The following is a 16611-nucleotide window of genomic DNA, read 5'->3' as shown; positions in this document are numbered from 1 at the left end:
CGCCCTGCAGTGGGGGCCCTACCGGGACCGCCGAGTGGACTCGCACCGGGACCACACCGGTCCCGAAATCCACGCCGAGAGGACAGTCGGACTCGTCGTAACGGGGTTCTTTCCCCACGGCGATCGTCTCGGCCCGTATGTCCAACTGGAACCGGATGAACAAGGAGGAGATATCGGAGTTCCTCGGCCGGGGCGGAACGGGAGTCATCTCGTTTGCCACCGAGTCGGACGAACCGCCGGTCACGATCCCCGTTTCTTATGGCTACAACGCGGATATCGAGGCGTTGTACTTCCAGCTCTCGATCCCACAGGAGAGCCGGAAAGCGGAGTTGGTTCCCCGCCAGGTCTCGTTCGTCGTCCACGACGAAACCGACGGTGGCTGGCAAAGCGTCGTCGCGACCGGCCAGCTAGAGGAGATCTCCGACTCCCCCTACGAGTCCACCGCGATCCAGGGGATGTGGGCGATCGAGATCCCGATCGTCGAGATCTTCGACCGCCCCCGGACGGAGGTAACCTTCCGATACTTCCTCCTCGAGCCCGAGACGCTGACGGGACGAACGGAGGTTCCCTCGCAGTAGCGGCTGTCGGAAGCGGGTCAGGAACCGCCTTCGACCTGCGAGTCACCGGGTTCGGTCCAGCCGCCGCCGTCGACCATCTCGAACAGTTTTCCCCAGTTCTCGTCCTCGCGGCCCTCGGGAAGCTGGTCGCGCAACTGCTGGAAGTCCGAGGGCGGGACCAGCCCCTCGATCAGATCGATGATCACTCGCGCATGGAACGCGGCCTCGGCTCCATCGACGCCCTCGCCCTCGATCTCGCCGACCCGTGAGACGAACTCCCGCCAGTCGAAGCGCTGGCCGTGTTCGGCGACTGCGCCGGTCATGTACCACTTGATCTCGATGGGGAGGTTGGCGGCGAAGTCCTCGGCGTTTCCCTCTGGGATCCGTTCGCCGAGAGTCATGAGCGTTGCCCGTATTGCCCGAACCGCACGGCCCGTGTCCTGTAACTCGAGGCGGTGCTGTACCTGGCCAGTGAACTCGTCGAAGTTCATCGCACGGACGAGTTCGACGCCCGGCACCATCAACCCCTGCAGCGTCCATCGGCTCGCCGGACACTCAGTCACCGGTGGTCGTCCGTCAGGACCCATCACGTCCAACGGGGTACGGCCGCGAAAGACCAGCAGGGGAACCGACCGCCCAGTCAACGCAAGAACCCGAGAAGCTCGTAGTCGTGATCGGGCACGTACCGGCGGAACAGCAGGCTGTTCGAGAGCACGGAGACGCTCGAGAACGCCATCGCCGCGGCGGCGAGGACGGGCTGGAGCAGCCCGAGGGAGGCAAGCGGGATGAGCGTCGTGTTGTAGCCGAGCGCCCAGACGAGGTTCTGCTTGATCTTCCGGAGGGTCGCCTCGGAGATCCGGATCGCCCGCAGGACGTCGACCGGGTCGTCGCGCATCAGCGTCACGTCGGCCGCCTCGATGGCGACGTCCGTCCCGCTACCGATCGCGGTCCCGACGTGGGCCACGGCGAGAGCGGGCGCGTCGTTGACGCCGTCGCCGACCATCATCGCCTGGCGGCCCTCGGCCTGGATCGCCTCGACCGCGTCGGACTTGTCTTCGGGAAGGACCTCTGCGCGAACGTTCGCGGGGTCGATGCCGACCCGGTCGGCGACCGCGTGGGCGGTCCGTTCGTTGTCGCCGGTGATCATCATCACGTCGAGGCCCCGCTCGGCGAGGGCGGCGACCGCCTCGCCCGCGCTCTCCTTGAGGGTGTCGGCGTCGGCGACGACCCCGACGAGCTCGCCCTCGCCGTCGCCCTCGCCGTCGCCCTCGGGAACCCGGCCGACGAGCATCGCGGTCTTCCCCTCGGACTCGAGACGCTCCATCGTCTCGGCGGCGGGTGCAGGGTCGATGCCGCCGTCCCGGAGCAGTTTCCGGTTGCCGACGAGCACCTCGACGGCTCTCGGCTCGCTGCGCTCACCGCTCGCCCCTCCGGAGCCGCTACGCGGATCCCAGCCGCCGACGGTGGCCCGAACGCCCTGGCCGGGGACGTTCTCGAAGTCCTCGGGCTCGCCGATCTCGAGCCCGCGTTCGCGGGCTCCCTCGACGATCGCCCGTGCGAGGGGATGTTCGCTGTTGCGCTCGGCCGTCGCCGCGAGGCGAAGCACGTCGTCCTTGGAGAGCTGATCCCGGGAGGCGTCGGAGGCCACCACGCCACCATCGGAAGCCGTCTCGCCGCCGTCGGCGTGTGGAGCCCCCGATCCGCCGAGGGCGACCACGTCGGTCAGTTCCATCTCGCCCTCGGTGAGCGTCCCGGTCTTGTCGAAGACGACCGTGTCGACGTCCTTGGCGCGCTCCAAGACGTCGCCGCCCTTGAACAGGACGCCGTTTTGCGCGCCGATCGCGGTCCCGACCATCGTCGCCGCGGGCGTCGCGAGCCCGAGCGCGCAGGGGCAGGCGATCAGCACCGCCGAGGCGAAGACGACGATCGCGAACTCGAACACCGAGATGCTCCCGCCGGCCACCGAGGGCCCGCCGGCAACCTGGCCCCAAAGCGGGAGCCGGTCGACGAAGCCGGCCAGCGCCTCGGGGAACAGAAACCAGACGACCCCCCAGAAGATGGCGTTGGCGATCACCGCGGGGACGAAGTACGCCGAAATCCGGTCGGCGAGGTTCTGGATCTCGGGCTGGCGCGACTGGGCCTCCTTGACCGTCCGGACGATCCCTTGGAGGGCCGTGTCGGCGCCGACATTCGTCGCCTCGACGACAAGGACGCCGTTCTCGTTGATCGTCGAGCCGATCACCTCGTCGCCCTCCTCCTTCTCGACGGGGACGGACTCGCCGGTCACCATCGACTCGTCGACCGCCGACCGGCCGTCGACGACGACGCCGTCGGTCGGGACCTTCTCACCGGGTCGGACCTTCATCCGGTCACCGACCGCAACTTCCTCGACGGGCACCTCCCGCTCGGTGCCGTCCTCGGAGACGACGGTGGCCGTTTCCGCTTCCATCTCGAGGAGTTTTCGGAGCGCGTCGCCGGCCCGGCCCTTCGAGCGGGCCTCGAGGTAGTTCCCGAGGGTGATGAACACGAGGATCAGCGCCGCGGTGTCGAAGTACGTCTCGCCGGCGACCGCCCCGAGCAGGACGGCGACGCTGTATAGGTACGCCGTCGAGGAGCCGAGCGCGATGAGCACGTCCATGTTCGCCCGACGGTTCCTGACGAGAGCTTTGTAGGAGTTGACGTAGAACGGTCGGCCGAGGACGGCCTGGACGGGCGTCGCGAGCAGGAAGCCGACCCACTCGAACTCGATCCCGAAGACGGTCTCGGGGAAGACGGTCCCGCCGAGCAGGAATCGGTCGACAAGAAAGAGGATAAAGGGCGCCGACAGCGCCGCCCCAAATAACGTCAGCCGGCGCTGTTTGTCGATCTCCGCCTGGCGGGCCGCGTCCCGGCGCTCCCGGTCGGACTCCTTGCCGCCCTCGGCGCCGTCACCGTCGTCGCGGACGGGCGTGTAGCCCGCGTCCTCGATCGCCTCGTAGAGTGCCGACCGCGAGACGTCGGCGGGGTTGTACGCGACCTGGGCCTCGTCGGTCGCATAGTTCACCTCGGCGTCGATGACCCCGGGGACCGACTCGAGGGCCTCCTCGTTGGTGTCGGCGCAGTTCGCACACGTCATGTCGGTGATTCCGATCGACGCGGTGGCGCTCGCGGCGCCGTAGCCGGCGTCGTCGATCGCGTCGTAGATCTCCCCGAGCGACGCCGCCTCGGGGTCGTACTCGACGCTACCCTCATCGGTGGCGTAATTGACGTCCGCCGCCGAAACCCCATCAAGAGCTTCGACGGCCTCGGTCACCGTCTGCGAGCAGTTCGCACAGCTCATCCCCCGGATCTCGAGGCGGGTCGTTCGATGACTCATTGGGAGTCCCTACGGGACGGACGTTTACCTGGCTTTCCGGTCGCGATCGAAAGCAACCCGGAGCCCGTTCTTTAGAAATCCAAGTGATCCGCCACCGCTTCGATCCCAACCGGTTACGCTCCCTCCTCGAGGCGGTTGTATCGCTCCTCGAACCGGCCCCGACAGGACGGACAGCAGAAGTGGTAGGCCTGACCGTCGATGGTGGCCGACTCGCCCTCGCTGTCGACGGTGTTGCCACATTCGGCGCAGGTCAGCGCGAACTCGGCGCCCTCCAGCGAGGGGCGCCACTCGGCGTCGTCGATCAGCGTCACGGTGTAGTCGATCCCGGCGGCGCCGCCGGTGCCGTCGCCGATCAGTCCGTCGAGCCACTGGCGGACGTTCCCAACCTGGGCGCGGGCGTAGAACCAGAGCCCGCCGTCGGCGGTGACGAACACGTGTTCGACTGCGTCGGCGTCGCCGACGCGCGCTCGAAGGTCCTCGAGGGCCTCACTCACCCCCGAAACCCGGACGAACACGGGAACGCCGGCCCGGAGCTGTGAGTGGTCGACGTCGACGGTGAACCCGTTGATGACGCCCGCCTCCTTGAGCCGGTCGACGCGATCCGAGACGGCCGGCCCCGAGAGGCCGACCCGCTCGGCGATCTCGCTGAACGGCCGCCTGGCGTCCTCGGCGAGCAGTCCCAGGATCTCCATGTCGGTTCCGTCGAGCTCTCGCATGGGACTTGATACGTCTCCGACCGGGATATATCCCCGGAATCGCTTTGGAATCCGAACTCCGATGCCCGATTGGCTACGGATACGAAGGTCGTCGAACGGCCGCGGCGACGGTCCAACGTGGCTCGCCGCGATTACGAGCACAGTGGTCGACCCGACTTCGGGGACGGGGCCGGGAAAGCGATTTATCCCTCGGGTCGCTACGGCAGGTACGATGATGGCGACGACACACGCCCTCTGGGGCATGGCGCTTGCTCTCCCGGTCCTCGCGACCGCCCCGGAGTTCGCCCCGGTGGCGTTCGTCGCCGGGTTCCTCGGCGGCCTGGCGCCCGACCTCGACCTCTATACGGGCCACCGGAAGACGCTTCACTACCCGATCTACGGACCGATCGTCGTGGTTCCGGCAGTCGCCGTCGCGCTCCTCGCGCCGTCGGCGGCGACGGTCGGCCTCGCCGTCGGGCTTGCCGCCGCCGCACTCCACGCCGCGACCGACGCCGCCGGCGGCGGCCTCGAGTTGCGGCCGTGGGAAGCGGGCTCGGAGCGGGCCGTCTACAGCCACTATCACGGCCGTTGGCTCCGGCCGCGGCGCTGGGTCCGGTACGACGGTGCGCTCGAGGACCTCGGGCTCGCGGGGCTCGCTGGCGGGGTCCTCGTCGCCGCGGGCGCCGATCCGGCCGCCGCGCTCGCGGTCGCGCTCGTGGCCGTCTCCGCCGTCTACACCCTGTTTCGGAAGCCGCTGGCGGCGCTCGCCGAACACCTCGCCGGGCTAGCGCCTTCGCCCGTCGTCCCCTACCTGCCCGAGCGCTACCGAGAGGCTTGAACATCCTCGTTCCGGCTGCAACTTCGTCTCCCTGCGACTGCTCGTGACGGCGGCCCGTTCAGTAGTCGCTCTCGGGTGGCACATTGCTGAGACCGGGCGTGTGACCGCGGGCCTCGTGCGGCCCCTCACGACGGGTCGTGTGGCCACGAGCGGATCTCGTCGTAATCGCCCGGGACGACGGGGCCGTCGAGAAGCGGATCGTCGGTCCCATTCATCCACTCCAGGAGTTGTGCGGAGAGCTCCCGCCTGGCGTCCCGGTAGCGGGGTTCGTGGGCAACGTTGTCGTCCTCCCGGGGCGCGTCCCGGAGGTCGTACAGCTCCTCGTACTGTCTGAACGGGAGTCCGTACGCTTCGCGGACCTCGCGGCCGGACTCGCTCGCGAACACGTCCGCCGGCAGATAGACCGTCGGGAGGTGCCAGAAGTTCCTGATGTACTTGTAGCGGTTGGTCCTGATCGCACGGACCGGGTTGTACGTGTCGTGCCAGGTCATCTCCGCGAAGATCCGGTCGCGCTCGTCGTACCCCCCGACGCCGTCGGCGATCAGGCCCGCGACGCTCCGGCCGCCGAGCCCCGCGGGGCACTCCTCGCCAACGAGCTCGAGGACCGTGGGCAGCACGTCGACGTTGCTCACCAGGTCGTCGTAGCGCCGGCCGGCATCGACGACGCCCGGGTAGCGAATCGCGAGTGCGGCCTCGATCCCGGCATCGTAGCAGGTGCCTTTCGCACGCGGGAAGGCGATCCCGTGTTCGGTGGTGAAGACCACGAGGGTCTCCTCGACGAGACCGGCGCGGGCGAGCGCGTCGAGGACGCTCCCGACCGCCTCGTCCAGCGCGTACACCATCCCGTGCATCTCCCCGAGGTCGTGTCTGATCCCCCGGCGACCGGGGAGATAGGGGAGCGGTCGGACCGACTCCGGGTCGTCGGCCCGGTAGTAGCCGGCGTCGAACCCGTATCGGCCGTTTCGCTCCTCGACCCGGTGGCACTCGAAGAAGCCGACCGACGCGAAAAAGGGGGCCTCGTACGCCGATTTCGCGAGGAACGACTCGACCACCGACGCGACGTTGCGCCCTCGGTTGGCCTGGTGGACCGTGGGCGAAACCCCGGGGTAGAGGTTCCCCTCGGAGTGGACGTAGTCGTATCCGAGCCGGTCCGTGTCCTGGGAGATGTGCTGGAGGCCGAATAGGTGCGTCTCGTAGCCGGCGTCGCTTAGGTACTGCGGGAGGATCCGCTCGTCGTCGTGGAGTTCCCAGTCCCCGTGGGCGAGCCCCATCAACCCGTTTACGTGTGGGGCTCGCCCGGTCATGAGGCTTCCCCGACTCGGCGAGCACTGGGGCGCGCTCGCGAAATGTCGCTCGAACAGTGCGCCCTCGCTCGCGAGCGCGTCGATCCGAGGAGTCTCGATATCGACGCCGTAACACCCGAGATGCCGGCCGAGGTCGTGGGCGTGCATCAACAACACGTTCGGTCTCGAGTCGGGCATGTCGGCGTGTACCACGGCCGAGCGGATAACTACCGGCCGTCAGTGGGGGATCGGTCCCCGGCAGGGTCGCCGACCTCGGATCGAACCGCCTCGACCATGTCGAACCGGGGGGTGACGCTCCCGAGGACGAAAAGCGAGTAGTACCGGAGGTAGGTCTGGATCGGGACCTGGACGCACGTGACGCCCGACACGAGGACCGCGAGAGCGTAGAGGGCGGCGAGGACGACGAGCGAGGCGATGGCGAGCCACGTGCCACCAACCAGTACGCCGAACACCAGGTAGACGACCGCCCCGACGAGCCCGAACGGGACGAGGAGCGCGAGTCCGACCGCGACGAACCCGAGGCCGGCGAGAACGCCCGCACCGATCCCGAGGAGGAGGCGCGCGACGGCGTACACCCCGTACTGCTTCCAGTCGTCGACGAGCGCCGGCCAGAACGCACGCCAGCCCGCAAGGACCCCGAGGTCCTCGACGACCATCACCGGCACGATGAAGTCCGCCGTAAACCGCAACACGAGCCACAGACCGACGCCGGCCAGGAGAAAGGCCGGGACAAGGAGAACCGCGAGAACCACGAACACTGGAGACAGCACGAACGCGGCGAGAACGGGGGCCACGAACAGCGCCAGGAGGACGAAGACGATCCCAAGCCGGAAGAGAAACAGCGAGGCGCCACGGGAGACGTTCTCCCCGACGTAGCCGCGGATGCGGACGTCGCGCTCGGTAGCCACCCGGACGAAGACGAACTCCATGATCGCACCGACCAGCAACAGGGCGAGCCCGATCGCGACGGCGAGGCCGACGACGAGGAGAGCCAGGACGATCTCGGCGTCGGAGAGGGTCGCCAGCCCGTCGATCGGCGCCGAGTCGACGGCTGGGGACTCCTCGGACGGTCCCCCACCAGTCATGGAGAGGTTGGGGTTCGCGCCGCTGGCGCCCGACACGAAGAAGGCGATCACCCCGAGTGCGAGCCACCGACGGAGCGAAAACGGTAACAACAGCCCCTTGGTCGCCTCGAGCGACGGCCGGAGTTCGGCGAGAGCACGCCACGTCATCGGGACGAGTACGACGGTCACCGAGGTAAAACCACAGGTCGAATCGTCGGCTCGAACTCCCGGAGACGACCGCCAGGGCTCCGTTCGACCACGCGTGGGATCGAGAGCGGACGCCGGAGGGCTGCTACCGTTCGTGGCCGGGCAGGTCCGTCCCGAGGGATTCCCCGCAGTGGGGACACCGTCGCGGGTCGGCGTCGTCCTCGATGAACCCCGACGCGAGGATGCTGGCCGGCAGGGCGAACAGGCCGACGCCGAGGACGGCGACGAGCCCGCCCAGCACCTTCCCGGCGGGTGTAACGGGGTAGGTGTTGCCGTACGCGACGGTGGTGAGCGTCACGACGCCCCACCAGAGCGTCGCCGGGATGCTCGAGAACGTCTCCGGCTGGGCGTCCCGTTCGACGAAGTACATCAGGCTCGAGGCGACGACCAACAGGACCGACGAGCCGGTGATCGCAAGCAGCAGGTCGTCGCGTTTCCTGTGGGCGACCCGGCCGAAGCGTTGCATCGCCTCCGAGTACCGGACGAGTTTCAACAGCCGGAGAAACCGGAACAGCCGGAGCGCCCGGAGCACCCGGAGATCGAACGCGAAGACGACGGTTCCGACGTAGAAGGGAACGATCGCGAACAGATCGATCAGGAGGTGCGGACGGGTCCCAAACCGGAGCCGTCCGGTGATCGGCGACGAGTACTCCGGAACCGCCGTCGCCGACCAGATCCGAAGGCCGTACTCGAGGGTGAAGACCCCGATCGAGACGATCTCGAACGCGTAGAACACCGACCGATAGCGCTCGAAGACGCTATCGACCGTCGCGAGGACGACGGCGACCACGTTGAGGACGATCAACCCGACGATCAGCCAGTCGATCGCCCGCGCGAGACGGCCGCCCTTGCCGACGGTGAGGAGGACGTGAACGCGTCGTTTGGTTCGGCGAGACGTCACGGTCGGACACCGGCCTCGATGGGAAGACTGGGGTGATTCGTCGGCTCGGTGGCCCTACCGGCGCCCGGACGACTGGCGATCAATCGTCCCCGTCCGTGTCACCGTCTTCGTCCGCATCGTCCTCGTCGCCGTCATCGTCGGCGTCGTCATCGTTGGCGTCGTCATCGCCTCCGTTCGCGCCCGGAGCGATCAGGTCGGCGACCCGTTCGATGACGCTCGAAATCGGGTCCAAGAGAGCATCGGCTCGTTCGTTCGATTCGTGCTGTCGGTCGATGGGAGCGGGTCGTGCGTTCGTTGACATAGGTATCGGCGGTGGTGTCGGATCTTCAGGACACAGGGGTTTTCGGGGGACGGTTCCGGGCAGAGTGTCGTCGACGGACGAACCGTGCGTCAGCCGGGTCGCCGCCGCCAGCCGGTCACGGGATAGCCGAGCGCGCGAACGGTTCCGGCGATCGATCCGTCCGCGCCGGCGGCAGCATGGACCCGGATCCGCCCGGCGTCCGCGTCGGCGCTCGCGGCGGAGACGACGGCGAGGCCGCCGAGTTCGCGCTCTATAAGGGCCTCGCAGCGCGGGCAGCCGAGCCCGTCGGCGGCGAGTTCGTACTCGGCCGTCATGGGACCAGCGGGCCGCCGACCGCGAGGGTCAGGACCCCGGCGGCGAGGAGGACGACTCCGGTCGCGCCGGCGATCTCCTCGCCGTTCGGCGAGAGCCGTTCGATCGAGACGACCAAAGTGATCGCGAGCATGACGACGGCGTTCATCGAGCCCAGGCCGACCATCAGCGCGAACAGCGCCCAGGTGCAGCCGACGCAGCCGGCGGCGTGGGCGACGCCGTGTTTGACGCCCTGGACGGGCGACGAACAGAGGGTGCCGTCGGGCGCCCGACAGCGCGACAAGAACCGTCGTTTCCGCGCGGACAGCTGGAAGGCACCGGCCAGGAGGAAGAGGCCCGCGACGAACGGCCGGCCGGCAGTGGTCGCGACCCCGTGGATCGAGACGAGGGCGTCGGTCGCCAGGGGAACGACCCCGACGAGGGTCCAGACGAGTGCGTAGGCCCCGAGAAAGCCCGCGACGGCAATCGCAGTCCGCCGGGGGGAGCCACAGGCGGCCCGCCGGTAACGCCGGACGACCGGCACCGCCGAGGGGAGCATCATCGCCATCATCATCGCTCCCCACATGAGAAGGTAGGTGCCGACGCCGTAGAGCCCGTTTTCGGTCGCCATCAGTTCGGGGACTCCGGGGGCGGTCATCGGGGCGTCGACGACGGCCATCGCCATCGGGAGCCAGCCGTCGAGCACGGCAAGCCAGAGGACGGCCGTGAGCGCGTAGACGCCGGTGGCGGCGATCGGGAGGTCGTCGAGTGCGATGCGATCGGTGAACGTCGATGTCTCTATCATGGGTGTCGAAGCACGCTGCGTCGCAGGCGATTTCCGCGCGATCCGGTCTCAGTCCGAGCGTTCGAGGATCGTGCCGCCGGCGCCGACGGCGATGTCGGGGCCATCGGGGGCGAGCGCGACGTCGGCGAGGCTCTCCTCGGTGCCGGTCTCGATCGCTCTCCACTCGATGCCGCTCGTTCGCTCGTAGCAGCGGCCGCCGGTGGCGGCGGCGACGACCCGGCCGTCGGAGGCGTCGATCGCCCGGAGGTCCCCCTCGCCGGCGTACTGGGGCGTCCAGTTGCGACAGACGGGATCGTACTCGTAAGCGATTCCGTCGGCGCCGGCGACGAGGAGCCGACCGTCGTCGCCCGCGCGAACGTCGAAGAAGTTCACCTCGGCGTTGTCGATCCCGATCCGGTCCCACTCGCCGTCACTCCGGTAGACCCCGCCACTGGTGTCGGCGGCGTAGAACGCGCCCTCGTCGGCGTCGAGCGCCGGCAGGGTCGAGCCGCCGCCGGGCTCGACGACCTCGCCCCAGGTCGGACAGCCGTTCTCGCAGGCCGCCTCAAGGACCTCGCCGGAGCCGTTGGCGATCCGGAGGCGTTCCTCGCCCGCCTCCCCGGTGACGGCGATCGATTCCCAGGTGCTCGTCTTCTCCTCGGGGGCGGAGTAGTCGCCCAGCGAGGGCTCGGCGACGTCGTAGACGCCCAGCGCGCCGCTGTCGCCCGCGAACCAGATCCGGTCGCCGTCGTCGGTCGCGGCGACGGTTCGGAGGGTGTTCGCCGCGACGCCCGGACCCCGCTCGATGACCGTCTCCCAGCCCTCGCCCCGCCGGAGAACGATGCCACCCTCGCCACAGGCGTAGGGGGCGTCGGCGGCGTGGGCGACGGCGTGAAGGGCCCGGTCGGTGGGCGAGTCGGCGACCTCCCAGCCGCCGTCGGCGATCGGTTCGGCGTCCGAGCGCATCGAGTTCGAGTCGTCGTCACCGCCGCCGCAGTCCTCGCAGTCGCCACAGTCCGTACAGCCCTCGCGGTCGCCACGGTCGGAAGACGAACAGTCGGAACACCCTCCGCCGGAGCACCCACAGTCCGAACAGCCACAACCGAACGCGACGGGGAGCCGATCGAGCGTCCGGCCCACTCCCTCGGGGAGGGTCCGCCGGACCGATCGAAGGAGCTCCCGTGCGCGGTCGGCGGCGGTCATCGAGCCACCTCGTGGGCGGCGACGGTCCGGGAGACCGCGAGCGCGTAGGCGGCCTCCCGTCGTCCACAGCCGTCTGCCTCCCGGCGCCGGCGGACCTCGTCGAACGCCCCGACGACCGCGTGGCCGACCTCGCGATCGACGCGGGCGGGGTCGGGATCGCGGCCGTTTCGGCCCCACTCGAGGCGGGCCGCGATCAGCCCGCCGACGGTCGCGAGGACGTCCGGGACGACCTCGATCCCGCGTTCCTCGAGGGTCTGCTCGGCGGCGGGGGTGAGTCCGCGGTAGGTTCCCTCGATCACGACGTCGGCGGCGACGCGCTCGGCGGCCCGCGCTGAGAGCGTCTCCCCGCCGGCGACGACGAGCAGGTCGGCCTCGGAGCCGAGGACGCCCTCGGGCGAGGCGTCAGTGCCGTCGTACGCCGCGGGCGTCGGTCCCCGAAGGCCCGCACTCGGGGGGTCGGGCTCGAGCCCGGAGGGAGCGACGGCCGCCCCGTGGCGGTCGCGGACGGCCACGACGGTCGTTCCGTAGGCGTCGAAGCGGGCCGGGATCGTCGGGCCGTCACAGCCGTACACCGCGACGTCGGCGCCCGGAAGCGAGCGGCCCATCCCGTCGAGGGCTTCCTGTGCGGCGAGAGTCAGCCCCCGCCCGGCGATCGGTTCCCGGAGCCCGCCGACGACGGCCGGCTTCCCGACGACGGTCCGCCGGGGGGTGCCGGCGTGTTCGCGCAGGGCGTCGGCGAGGCCGGCCATCGCCCGGGCGTCGGCGCCGACTCCGGGCGCGAGAACGTCGGTGTCGGGGCCGACGGAGTCGGCGACTCGCTCGGCATAGGCGGCTCCGAGTCGGTTGCGTTCGCCCCGCGAAAGCGCCGTGGGATCGACGGCGACGCCGCCGGCCGCGCCGCCGAATGGGACGCCCGCGACGGCGGCCGTCCAGGTGCCGGCGGCCGCGAGCCCGGCACAGGTCCCGGCATCGAGCTCTGGCCGGTAACAGTGGGGGCCGAGGAACGGGCCGCGGGCGTCGTCGTGGCGAACGCGGTAGCCCGGGAACAGGTCGACGTCTCCGTCGTCGCGCTCTACGGGTACGGTGAACCGCTGGACGTGTGTCGGCCCGAGCAGCCTCGCTCGGAGGCTCTCGGGGACCGGGAGCGTCCGTAGTGCCCGGGCCGCGAAATCGTTCCGTGGGTCGGTCGGATTGCCTATTCGCGTCTCGTCGATCGGTTCGTGGGTCGGAGTCATGTATCGGAGTCGGAAGGGGATGTTCGGGGAGCCGTCGGGACGAGCGGCGTGGCGGACGATCGCCACGGAGATCGAATAGCTACTCGCCGCCGGCCACCAGACAGCGACGCTCCCACTGGTGGTGGGCTTCCAGACGGTCGGCGCCGGCCGGGCTCACCAGGTAAGCGTTGGTGCGCCCGTCGATCGGGTGTTTCTCGACGTAGCCGTCCTCGACGAGATCGCCCAGGTTCTGGTAGAACCGTCCCTGATTGATCTCGTCATCGTAGTGCTCGTCGAGCGCCCCCTTGATGACGATTCCGTGGGGGTTCTGGTCGGCGAGCATCCGGATGACGAACAGCTGATCCCGCTTGAACCCCGTCAGGGGCGCGAGCGGTCGTGGTGACGATACGCTCTCGAGGGCCGGATCGGTGGAACCGCCGGCCGAATACTGTCTGCTCATGGTAGGTCGGCGGTCGAACCGCCGAGACCGCATGCGGGGGTCGAACCCGCTCCCGGCCGGTTCCGGATGCGGTGGGGGTCGGGCTACGGGCCGAACTCGGCGCGGTGTTCGCGATAGAGGACGGCCATGAACGCGGTGAACGGACAGAGCCCGGCGAACACGAGCCCGAGCGCGACGTACATCGTCAGCGGCAACGAAAGCGCCAGCGCAAAGTACGCGAGCAGTGCGATCGCGCCGCCGAGCAACAACACGATGCTCGAGAGCACGAGCGCGAAGCTCACCTTCCGGAGGCGCCAGGGCAGGTTCTCGGACCGTCTCAGCATCTGGATTAACACGACGACCGACGGTATCGTCAGCGCGACGAGCTGTAACAACATCATGGCGACGTCAGTGGTGGCTGTCATGGGTGATGGACGTGGGCGGTCGAGGTCGCACGCGATTCCAGCGGCGACGCCGTGCGGAGAGGGGTGCCAGCGGGGGTCGAAGCCGACGGCGACGGAGTCGAGCCGCCCGGTTCGGGCGTCGCGTGCGGGGGTCGAACCCGCGTCCCGGCCGGCTCCGGACGCGACACGTCAGGGGGACTCGGTCGTGGTTCGGCGGGGTCCGCCGTCGGCGGCCCACGGATCGACCGGCGCGGGCGGACCCGAGCGCGCCGAGCGGAGGAGGTTCCAGACGAAGAGGAGCTGGCCGACGGCGACGAGGGCGGCGCCGACGGTCGCGAGCTGGTGTAAGGGCGCGTAGGCGGCGGGGTAGGTCGCGGCCCTGCGAGGGAGTCCAGCCAGACCGAGCGCGAGCAACGCGGCGAACGCGACCGCGATCCCGACGGCGGTGAGCCGGAGGTGAAGCGCCGCGAGCCGCGGGTCGTACCACCGACCAGTCAGGAGGGGAAACCAGTAGTAGGCGCCGGCGAGGACGGCGAGCCCGACGAAGCCCGCGAGCATGAAGTGGAAGTGGGCGACGACGTAGTGGGTCCCATTGTAGATCGCGCCGAGGGGGACGGCGGCGAGGGCGACGCCGGTGACCCCGCCGACGGTGAAGAAGCCGATCGCGGCGATCGAGGTCTCCATCGGCGCGGTCAGTCGAACCGTTCCCCGCCACAGGGTCGCGAGCCAGCCGAAGGCCTTGATCGAACTCGGGAGCGCGACCGCGAGCGTGACGTACATGAACGCGATCCGGGCGCGGGGATCCATCCCGGTCGCGAACATGTGGTGGCCCCAGACCGTAAAGGAGAGGACGCCGATCGCGAGGGTCGCGTAGATCGCCGTCCGTCGTCCGACGAGTTGCCGACCCGAAAACCGGGCGACGACGTGGCTCACGATCCCCATCGGCGGGAGCACGAGCACGTAGACGAGCGGATGGGCGAAAAACCAGAAGAGGTGCTGCCAGAGCAGCGGCGATCCGGTCGAACCCGCAAAGAAGCCGGTCGCGAGGAGGCGATCGGAGAGCAAGAAGACGGCGGCGGCCGCGAGGACGGGAAACGAGAGGACGGCCATCGCGGCGGCCGTGAGGACCGACCAGGTAAAGAGATCGAGATCGAGCCACCGGACCGTGCGCCGGCGTCGGACGGTCGCGAGGAGACAGCCGGCGGTGAGGACGGTGCTCGCGACGACTGCGAGGAGGCCGACGAGGGCGAGATCGACCGCCGGGTTCGACATCCGCGTCGAGAGCGGCGGGTAGAACGTCCAGCCGGTCGCCACGGGCGCGACCTCGAGCCCGAGGAGGCGCCCGATCGCGCCGGCGCGGATCCCGAGGGCCGCCGCCGGAAGGAGCCGGAGGGCGAGTCGGCCGGCGCGGGCGAAAGCGAGCCGGTCGGCGCCGACCGCTGCCGGCACGACCGCGTAGGCGAAGCCCCAGATCGCCGGCAGCGCGAACAGGAACAGCATCGTCACCCCGTGGGTCGTAAAGAGGGCGTCGTAGGTCCGGGCCGGGAGGAGTTCCGGCGCGATCAGCGCCGTCCGCAAGAGGAGGGCGTCGAGCCCGCCCCACGCGCCCATCGCGAGCGCGAACTGGAGGTGCCGCCGGCCGATCCGGCGGTAGTCGGGCTCCGTGCCCCCCTCGCGGCGGGCGATCGTCCCCACCGGATCGGTCCCCTCCATCTCGATCATCCGACCGACCTCGAGAGTTCCCTGACGCCGAGCAATCCGAGCGACGTCGCCAGGCCGAACGCGACGACCGGGCTGAGAGCGTAGAGGGCGCCGCCGGCCAGAGGTGCGAGGACCAGCGCCGCCCGGATCGCCCCGCGCACCGTCGGCGGCGTTCGGGGGACGGTCCGGCGATCGTCGTCGGCCCCGGGGGGAGCCGTCGCTCGCCCGCCGAGGGTCGGCCGGAACGGCCGGAGGGCCGTTCGGGCGCCGAACAGCGCGAAGAGGACTCCGAGGACGGCGACGTCCGGGCCGGCGGCGACGACGGAGAGCGGCACCACGGCGAGGACGGCCAGGCCGCCGGTAAGCATCCGTCGGGGGTCGGCCCGCTCGACGATGGCGGGCGTGGCGGCCACGCCAGCGAGGGCGCCGAGGGACTCGACCCCGACGAGCAGAGCGAAGGCCGAAAGCGGCGGGAGGGAGCGCCCGGGGGCGATCGAGACGCCCGCATCGACCACAAGGACAAGCGAGAGCGCCACCAGCGAGGTCGCTGCCCTGACCAACCCGTCGCCGACCGCTGCCGTGCGGACGCCGGCGGGCAGCGACTCCCACTCGCGGCGTAGCTCCGCTACGTCCGAAACTCCCGTCACGGGCGTGGGATCCGCTCGCGAGGGAGAGTCCCCGCGGTCGGGGTCGTCCGGCCGACGGCGGTCGGCGCCGCCGGCCGCCGCCGTCAGGCCACAGACCGCGCCGGTGACGGCCAGGACCGGGAAGCCGGCGTCGGCGCCGGTACCCGCGAAGGTCGCGGCCGCGAGGCCCGCCGCGCCGGCCGTGCCGACCGCGCCGGCGAGGTGACGGGTCCGCGGGTCGCGAAGCAGGCCGGCGTCGCCGGCTCCCCTCGAGCCGTCCGTGTCGGCGAGGGGTCCGGTCGCCGCGAACCCCGAGCCGTCCGGGCCGACCACGCCGTCGGCGTTCCAGGCAGCGAGGAGCGTGGCCCCGACGAGGAGCCACCCGAGCGCCGACAGCGGCGTGCCGAGGAGCCCGTCGATGGCGGGCGCGCCGGCCCACACCACGAGGCCGAGGGCCGCGAGCGCCGCGACGGCGGCCCTCGGGAGGGAGTCGCCCGGGCCGAGGCCGCCGATTCCGACGGCGACGGCCAGGCCGACGGTCGCCACGACGCCGGCGGCGATCGGTCCCCATCCGAGGGCGGCGAGGAACGCGGGGAGCGTCCGCTCGGCGAGACGAACCAGGCCGTGACAGGCAACGCTCGCGACCGCGAAGACGAGCGTCGTGGGGCCGAGCCCGGCATCGCTCGGAGAGGGATGAGTGGCGGTATCCATGGTCGGGAGGTGTCGG

17 protein-coding genes are annotated in these 16611 nt (G+C 70.3%); 2 read left to right on the top strand and 15 right to left on the bottom strand.

Features of this window, described 5'->3' with window-relative positions:
- Nucleotides 1–137: 137 nt before the first annotated feature.
- The gene (locus LCF40_RS12680; RefSeq protein WP_224828709.1) at nucleotides 138–578 is read left to right on the top strand and encodes a pyridoxamine 5'-phosphate oxidase family protein; all 441 of its coding nucleotides are present in this window, start codon (nucleotides 138–140) and stop codon (nucleotides 576–578) included.
- 17 nt (nucleotides 579–595) lie between these two features.
- On the opposite strand, the gene LCF40_RS12675 is transcribed toward LCF40_RS12680, so the two are convergent.
- The 3 genes from LCF40_RS12675 to LCF40_RS12665 form a co-directional block, all read right to left on the bottom strand.
- Nucleotides 596–1048: a DUF2267 domain-containing protein gene (locus LCF40_RS12675; protein WP_224828735.1), complete on the bottom strand. Its 453-nt coding sequence runs from the start codon at nucleotides 1046–1048 to the stop codon at nucleotides 596–598.
- 149 nt (nucleotides 1049–1197) lie between these two features.
- Nucleotides 1198–3912: a heavy metal translocating P-type ATPase gene (locus tag LCF40_RS12670; protein ID WP_224828708.1), complete on the bottom strand. Its 2715-nt coding sequence runs from the start codon at nucleotides 3910–3912 to the stop codon at nucleotides 1198–1200.
- Between the two features lie 113 nt (nucleotides 3913–4025).
- Nucleotides 4026–4628, bottom strand: coding sequence for an AsnC family transcriptional regulator (locus LCF40_RS12665; protein WP_224828707.1), 603 nt, complete (start codon nucleotides 4626–4628; stop codon nucleotides 4026–4028).
- 211 nt (nucleotides 4629–4839) lie between these two features.
- On the opposite strand from LCF40_RS12665, the gene LCF40_RS12660 reads away from it, so the two are divergent.
- Entirely contained in the window at nucleotides 4840–5445 is a 606-nt protein-coding gene (locus tag LCF40_RS12660; protein WP_224828706.1) for a metal-dependent hydrolase, read from the top strand.
- Nucleotides 5446–5570: 125 nt separating this feature from the next.
- Here the strand turns inward: LCF40_RS12660 and LCF40_RS12655 are convergent, their stop codons facing one another.
- The 12 genes from LCF40_RS12655 to LCF40_RS12600 form a co-directional block, all read right to left on the bottom strand.
- On the bottom strand, nucleotides 5571–6926 hold the full coding sequence (locus tag LCF40_RS12655) for a sulfatase family protein (protein ID WP_224828705.1): 1356 nt from the start codon (nucleotides 6924–6926) through the stop codon (nucleotides 5571–5573).
- 29 nt (nucleotides 6927–6955) lie between these two features.
- Nucleotides 6956–7981 (bottom strand): DUF7544 domain-containing protein, encoded by a 1026-nt coding sequence (locus LCF40_RS12650; RefSeq protein WP_224828704.1) that lies wholly within the window; start codon nucleotides 7979–7981, stop codon nucleotides 6956–6958.
- 124 nt (nucleotides 7982–8105) lie between these two features.
- Nucleotides 8106–8921, bottom strand: a complete 816-nt coding sequence (locus LCF40_RS12645) for a potassium channel family protein (RefSeq protein ID WP_198667836.1) — start codon at nucleotides 8919–8921, stop codon at nucleotides 8106–8108.
- A 79-nt stretch (nucleotides 8922–9000) separates the two neighbouring features.
- Complete coding sequence (locus tag LCF40_RS12640; protein WP_224828703.1) at nucleotides 9001–9222, bottom strand: hypothetical protein; 222 nt, start codon at nucleotides 9220–9222, stop codon at nucleotides 9001–9003.
- 89 nt (nucleotides 9223–9311) lie between these two features.
- Nucleotides 9312–9536 (bottom strand): cation transporter, encoded by a 225-nt coding sequence (locus LCF40_RS12635; RefSeq protein WP_114576245.1) that lies wholly within the window; start codon nucleotides 9534–9536, stop codon nucleotides 9312–9314.
- On the bottom strand, nucleotides 9533–10318 hold the full coding sequence (locus LCF40_RS12630) for a DUF2182 domain-containing protein (RefSeq protein WP_114576244.1): 786 nt from the start codon (nucleotides 10316–10318) through the stop codon (nucleotides 9533–9535). Before LCF40_RS12630 ends, LCF40_RS12635 begins: the two co-directional genes overlap by 4 nt.
- A gap of 48 nt (nucleotides 10319–10366) precedes the next feature.
- Nucleotides 10367–11500, bottom strand: coding sequence for a WD40/YVTN/BNR-like repeat-containing protein (locus LCF40_RS12625; protein ID WP_224828702.1), 1134 nt, complete (start codon nucleotides 11498–11500; stop codon nucleotides 10367–10369).
- Nucleotides 11497–12735 carry a Glu/Leu/Phe/Val family dehydrogenase gene (locus LCF40_RS12620; RefSeq protein WP_224828701.1) on the bottom strand — a complete coding sequence of 413 codons (1239 nt, stop codon included), beginning with the start codon at nucleotides 12733–12735 and terminating at the stop codon, nucleotides 11497–11499. Before LCF40_RS12620 ends, LCF40_RS12625 begins: the two co-directional genes overlap by 4 nt.
- A gap of 79 nt (nucleotides 12736–12814) precedes the next feature.
- Nucleotides 12815–13174, bottom strand: a complete 360-nt coding sequence (locus LCF40_RS12615; protein ID WP_114576242.1) for a PadR family transcriptional regulator — start codon at nucleotides 13172–13174, stop codon at nucleotides 12815–12817.
- A gap of 83 nt (nucleotides 13175–13257) precedes the next feature.
- On the bottom strand, nucleotides 13258–13578 hold the full coding sequence (locus LCF40_RS12610; RefSeq protein ID WP_114576241.1) for a hypothetical protein: 321 nt from the start codon (nucleotides 13576–13578) through the stop codon (nucleotides 13258–13260).
- Between the two features lie 168 nt (nucleotides 13579–13746).
- Nucleotides 13747–15279: a cytochrome c oxidase subunit I gene (locus LCF40_RS12605; protein WP_224828700.1), complete on the bottom strand. Its 1533-nt coding sequence runs from the start codon at nucleotides 15277–15279 to the stop codon at nucleotides 13747–13749.
- Nucleotides 15276–16595: a transporter gene (locus LCF40_RS12600; RefSeq protein ID WP_224828699.1), complete on the bottom strand. Its 1320-nt coding sequence runs from the start codon at nucleotides 16593–16595 to the stop codon at nucleotides 15276–15278. The genes LCF40_RS12605 and LCF40_RS12600 overlap by 4 nt, the downstream gene beginning before the upstream one ends.
- Nucleotides 16596–16611 lie beyond the last annotated feature (16 nt).

This window comes from Saliphagus infecundisoli (assembly GCF_020177375.1).
Lineage (GTDB): Archaea > Halobacteriota > Halobacteria > Halobacteriales > Natrialbaceae > Saliphagus > Saliphagus infecundisoli.
The sequence above is the reverse complement of the archived record's forward strand: the minus strand, read 5'-3'. Positions and strand labels throughout refer to the sequence as shown.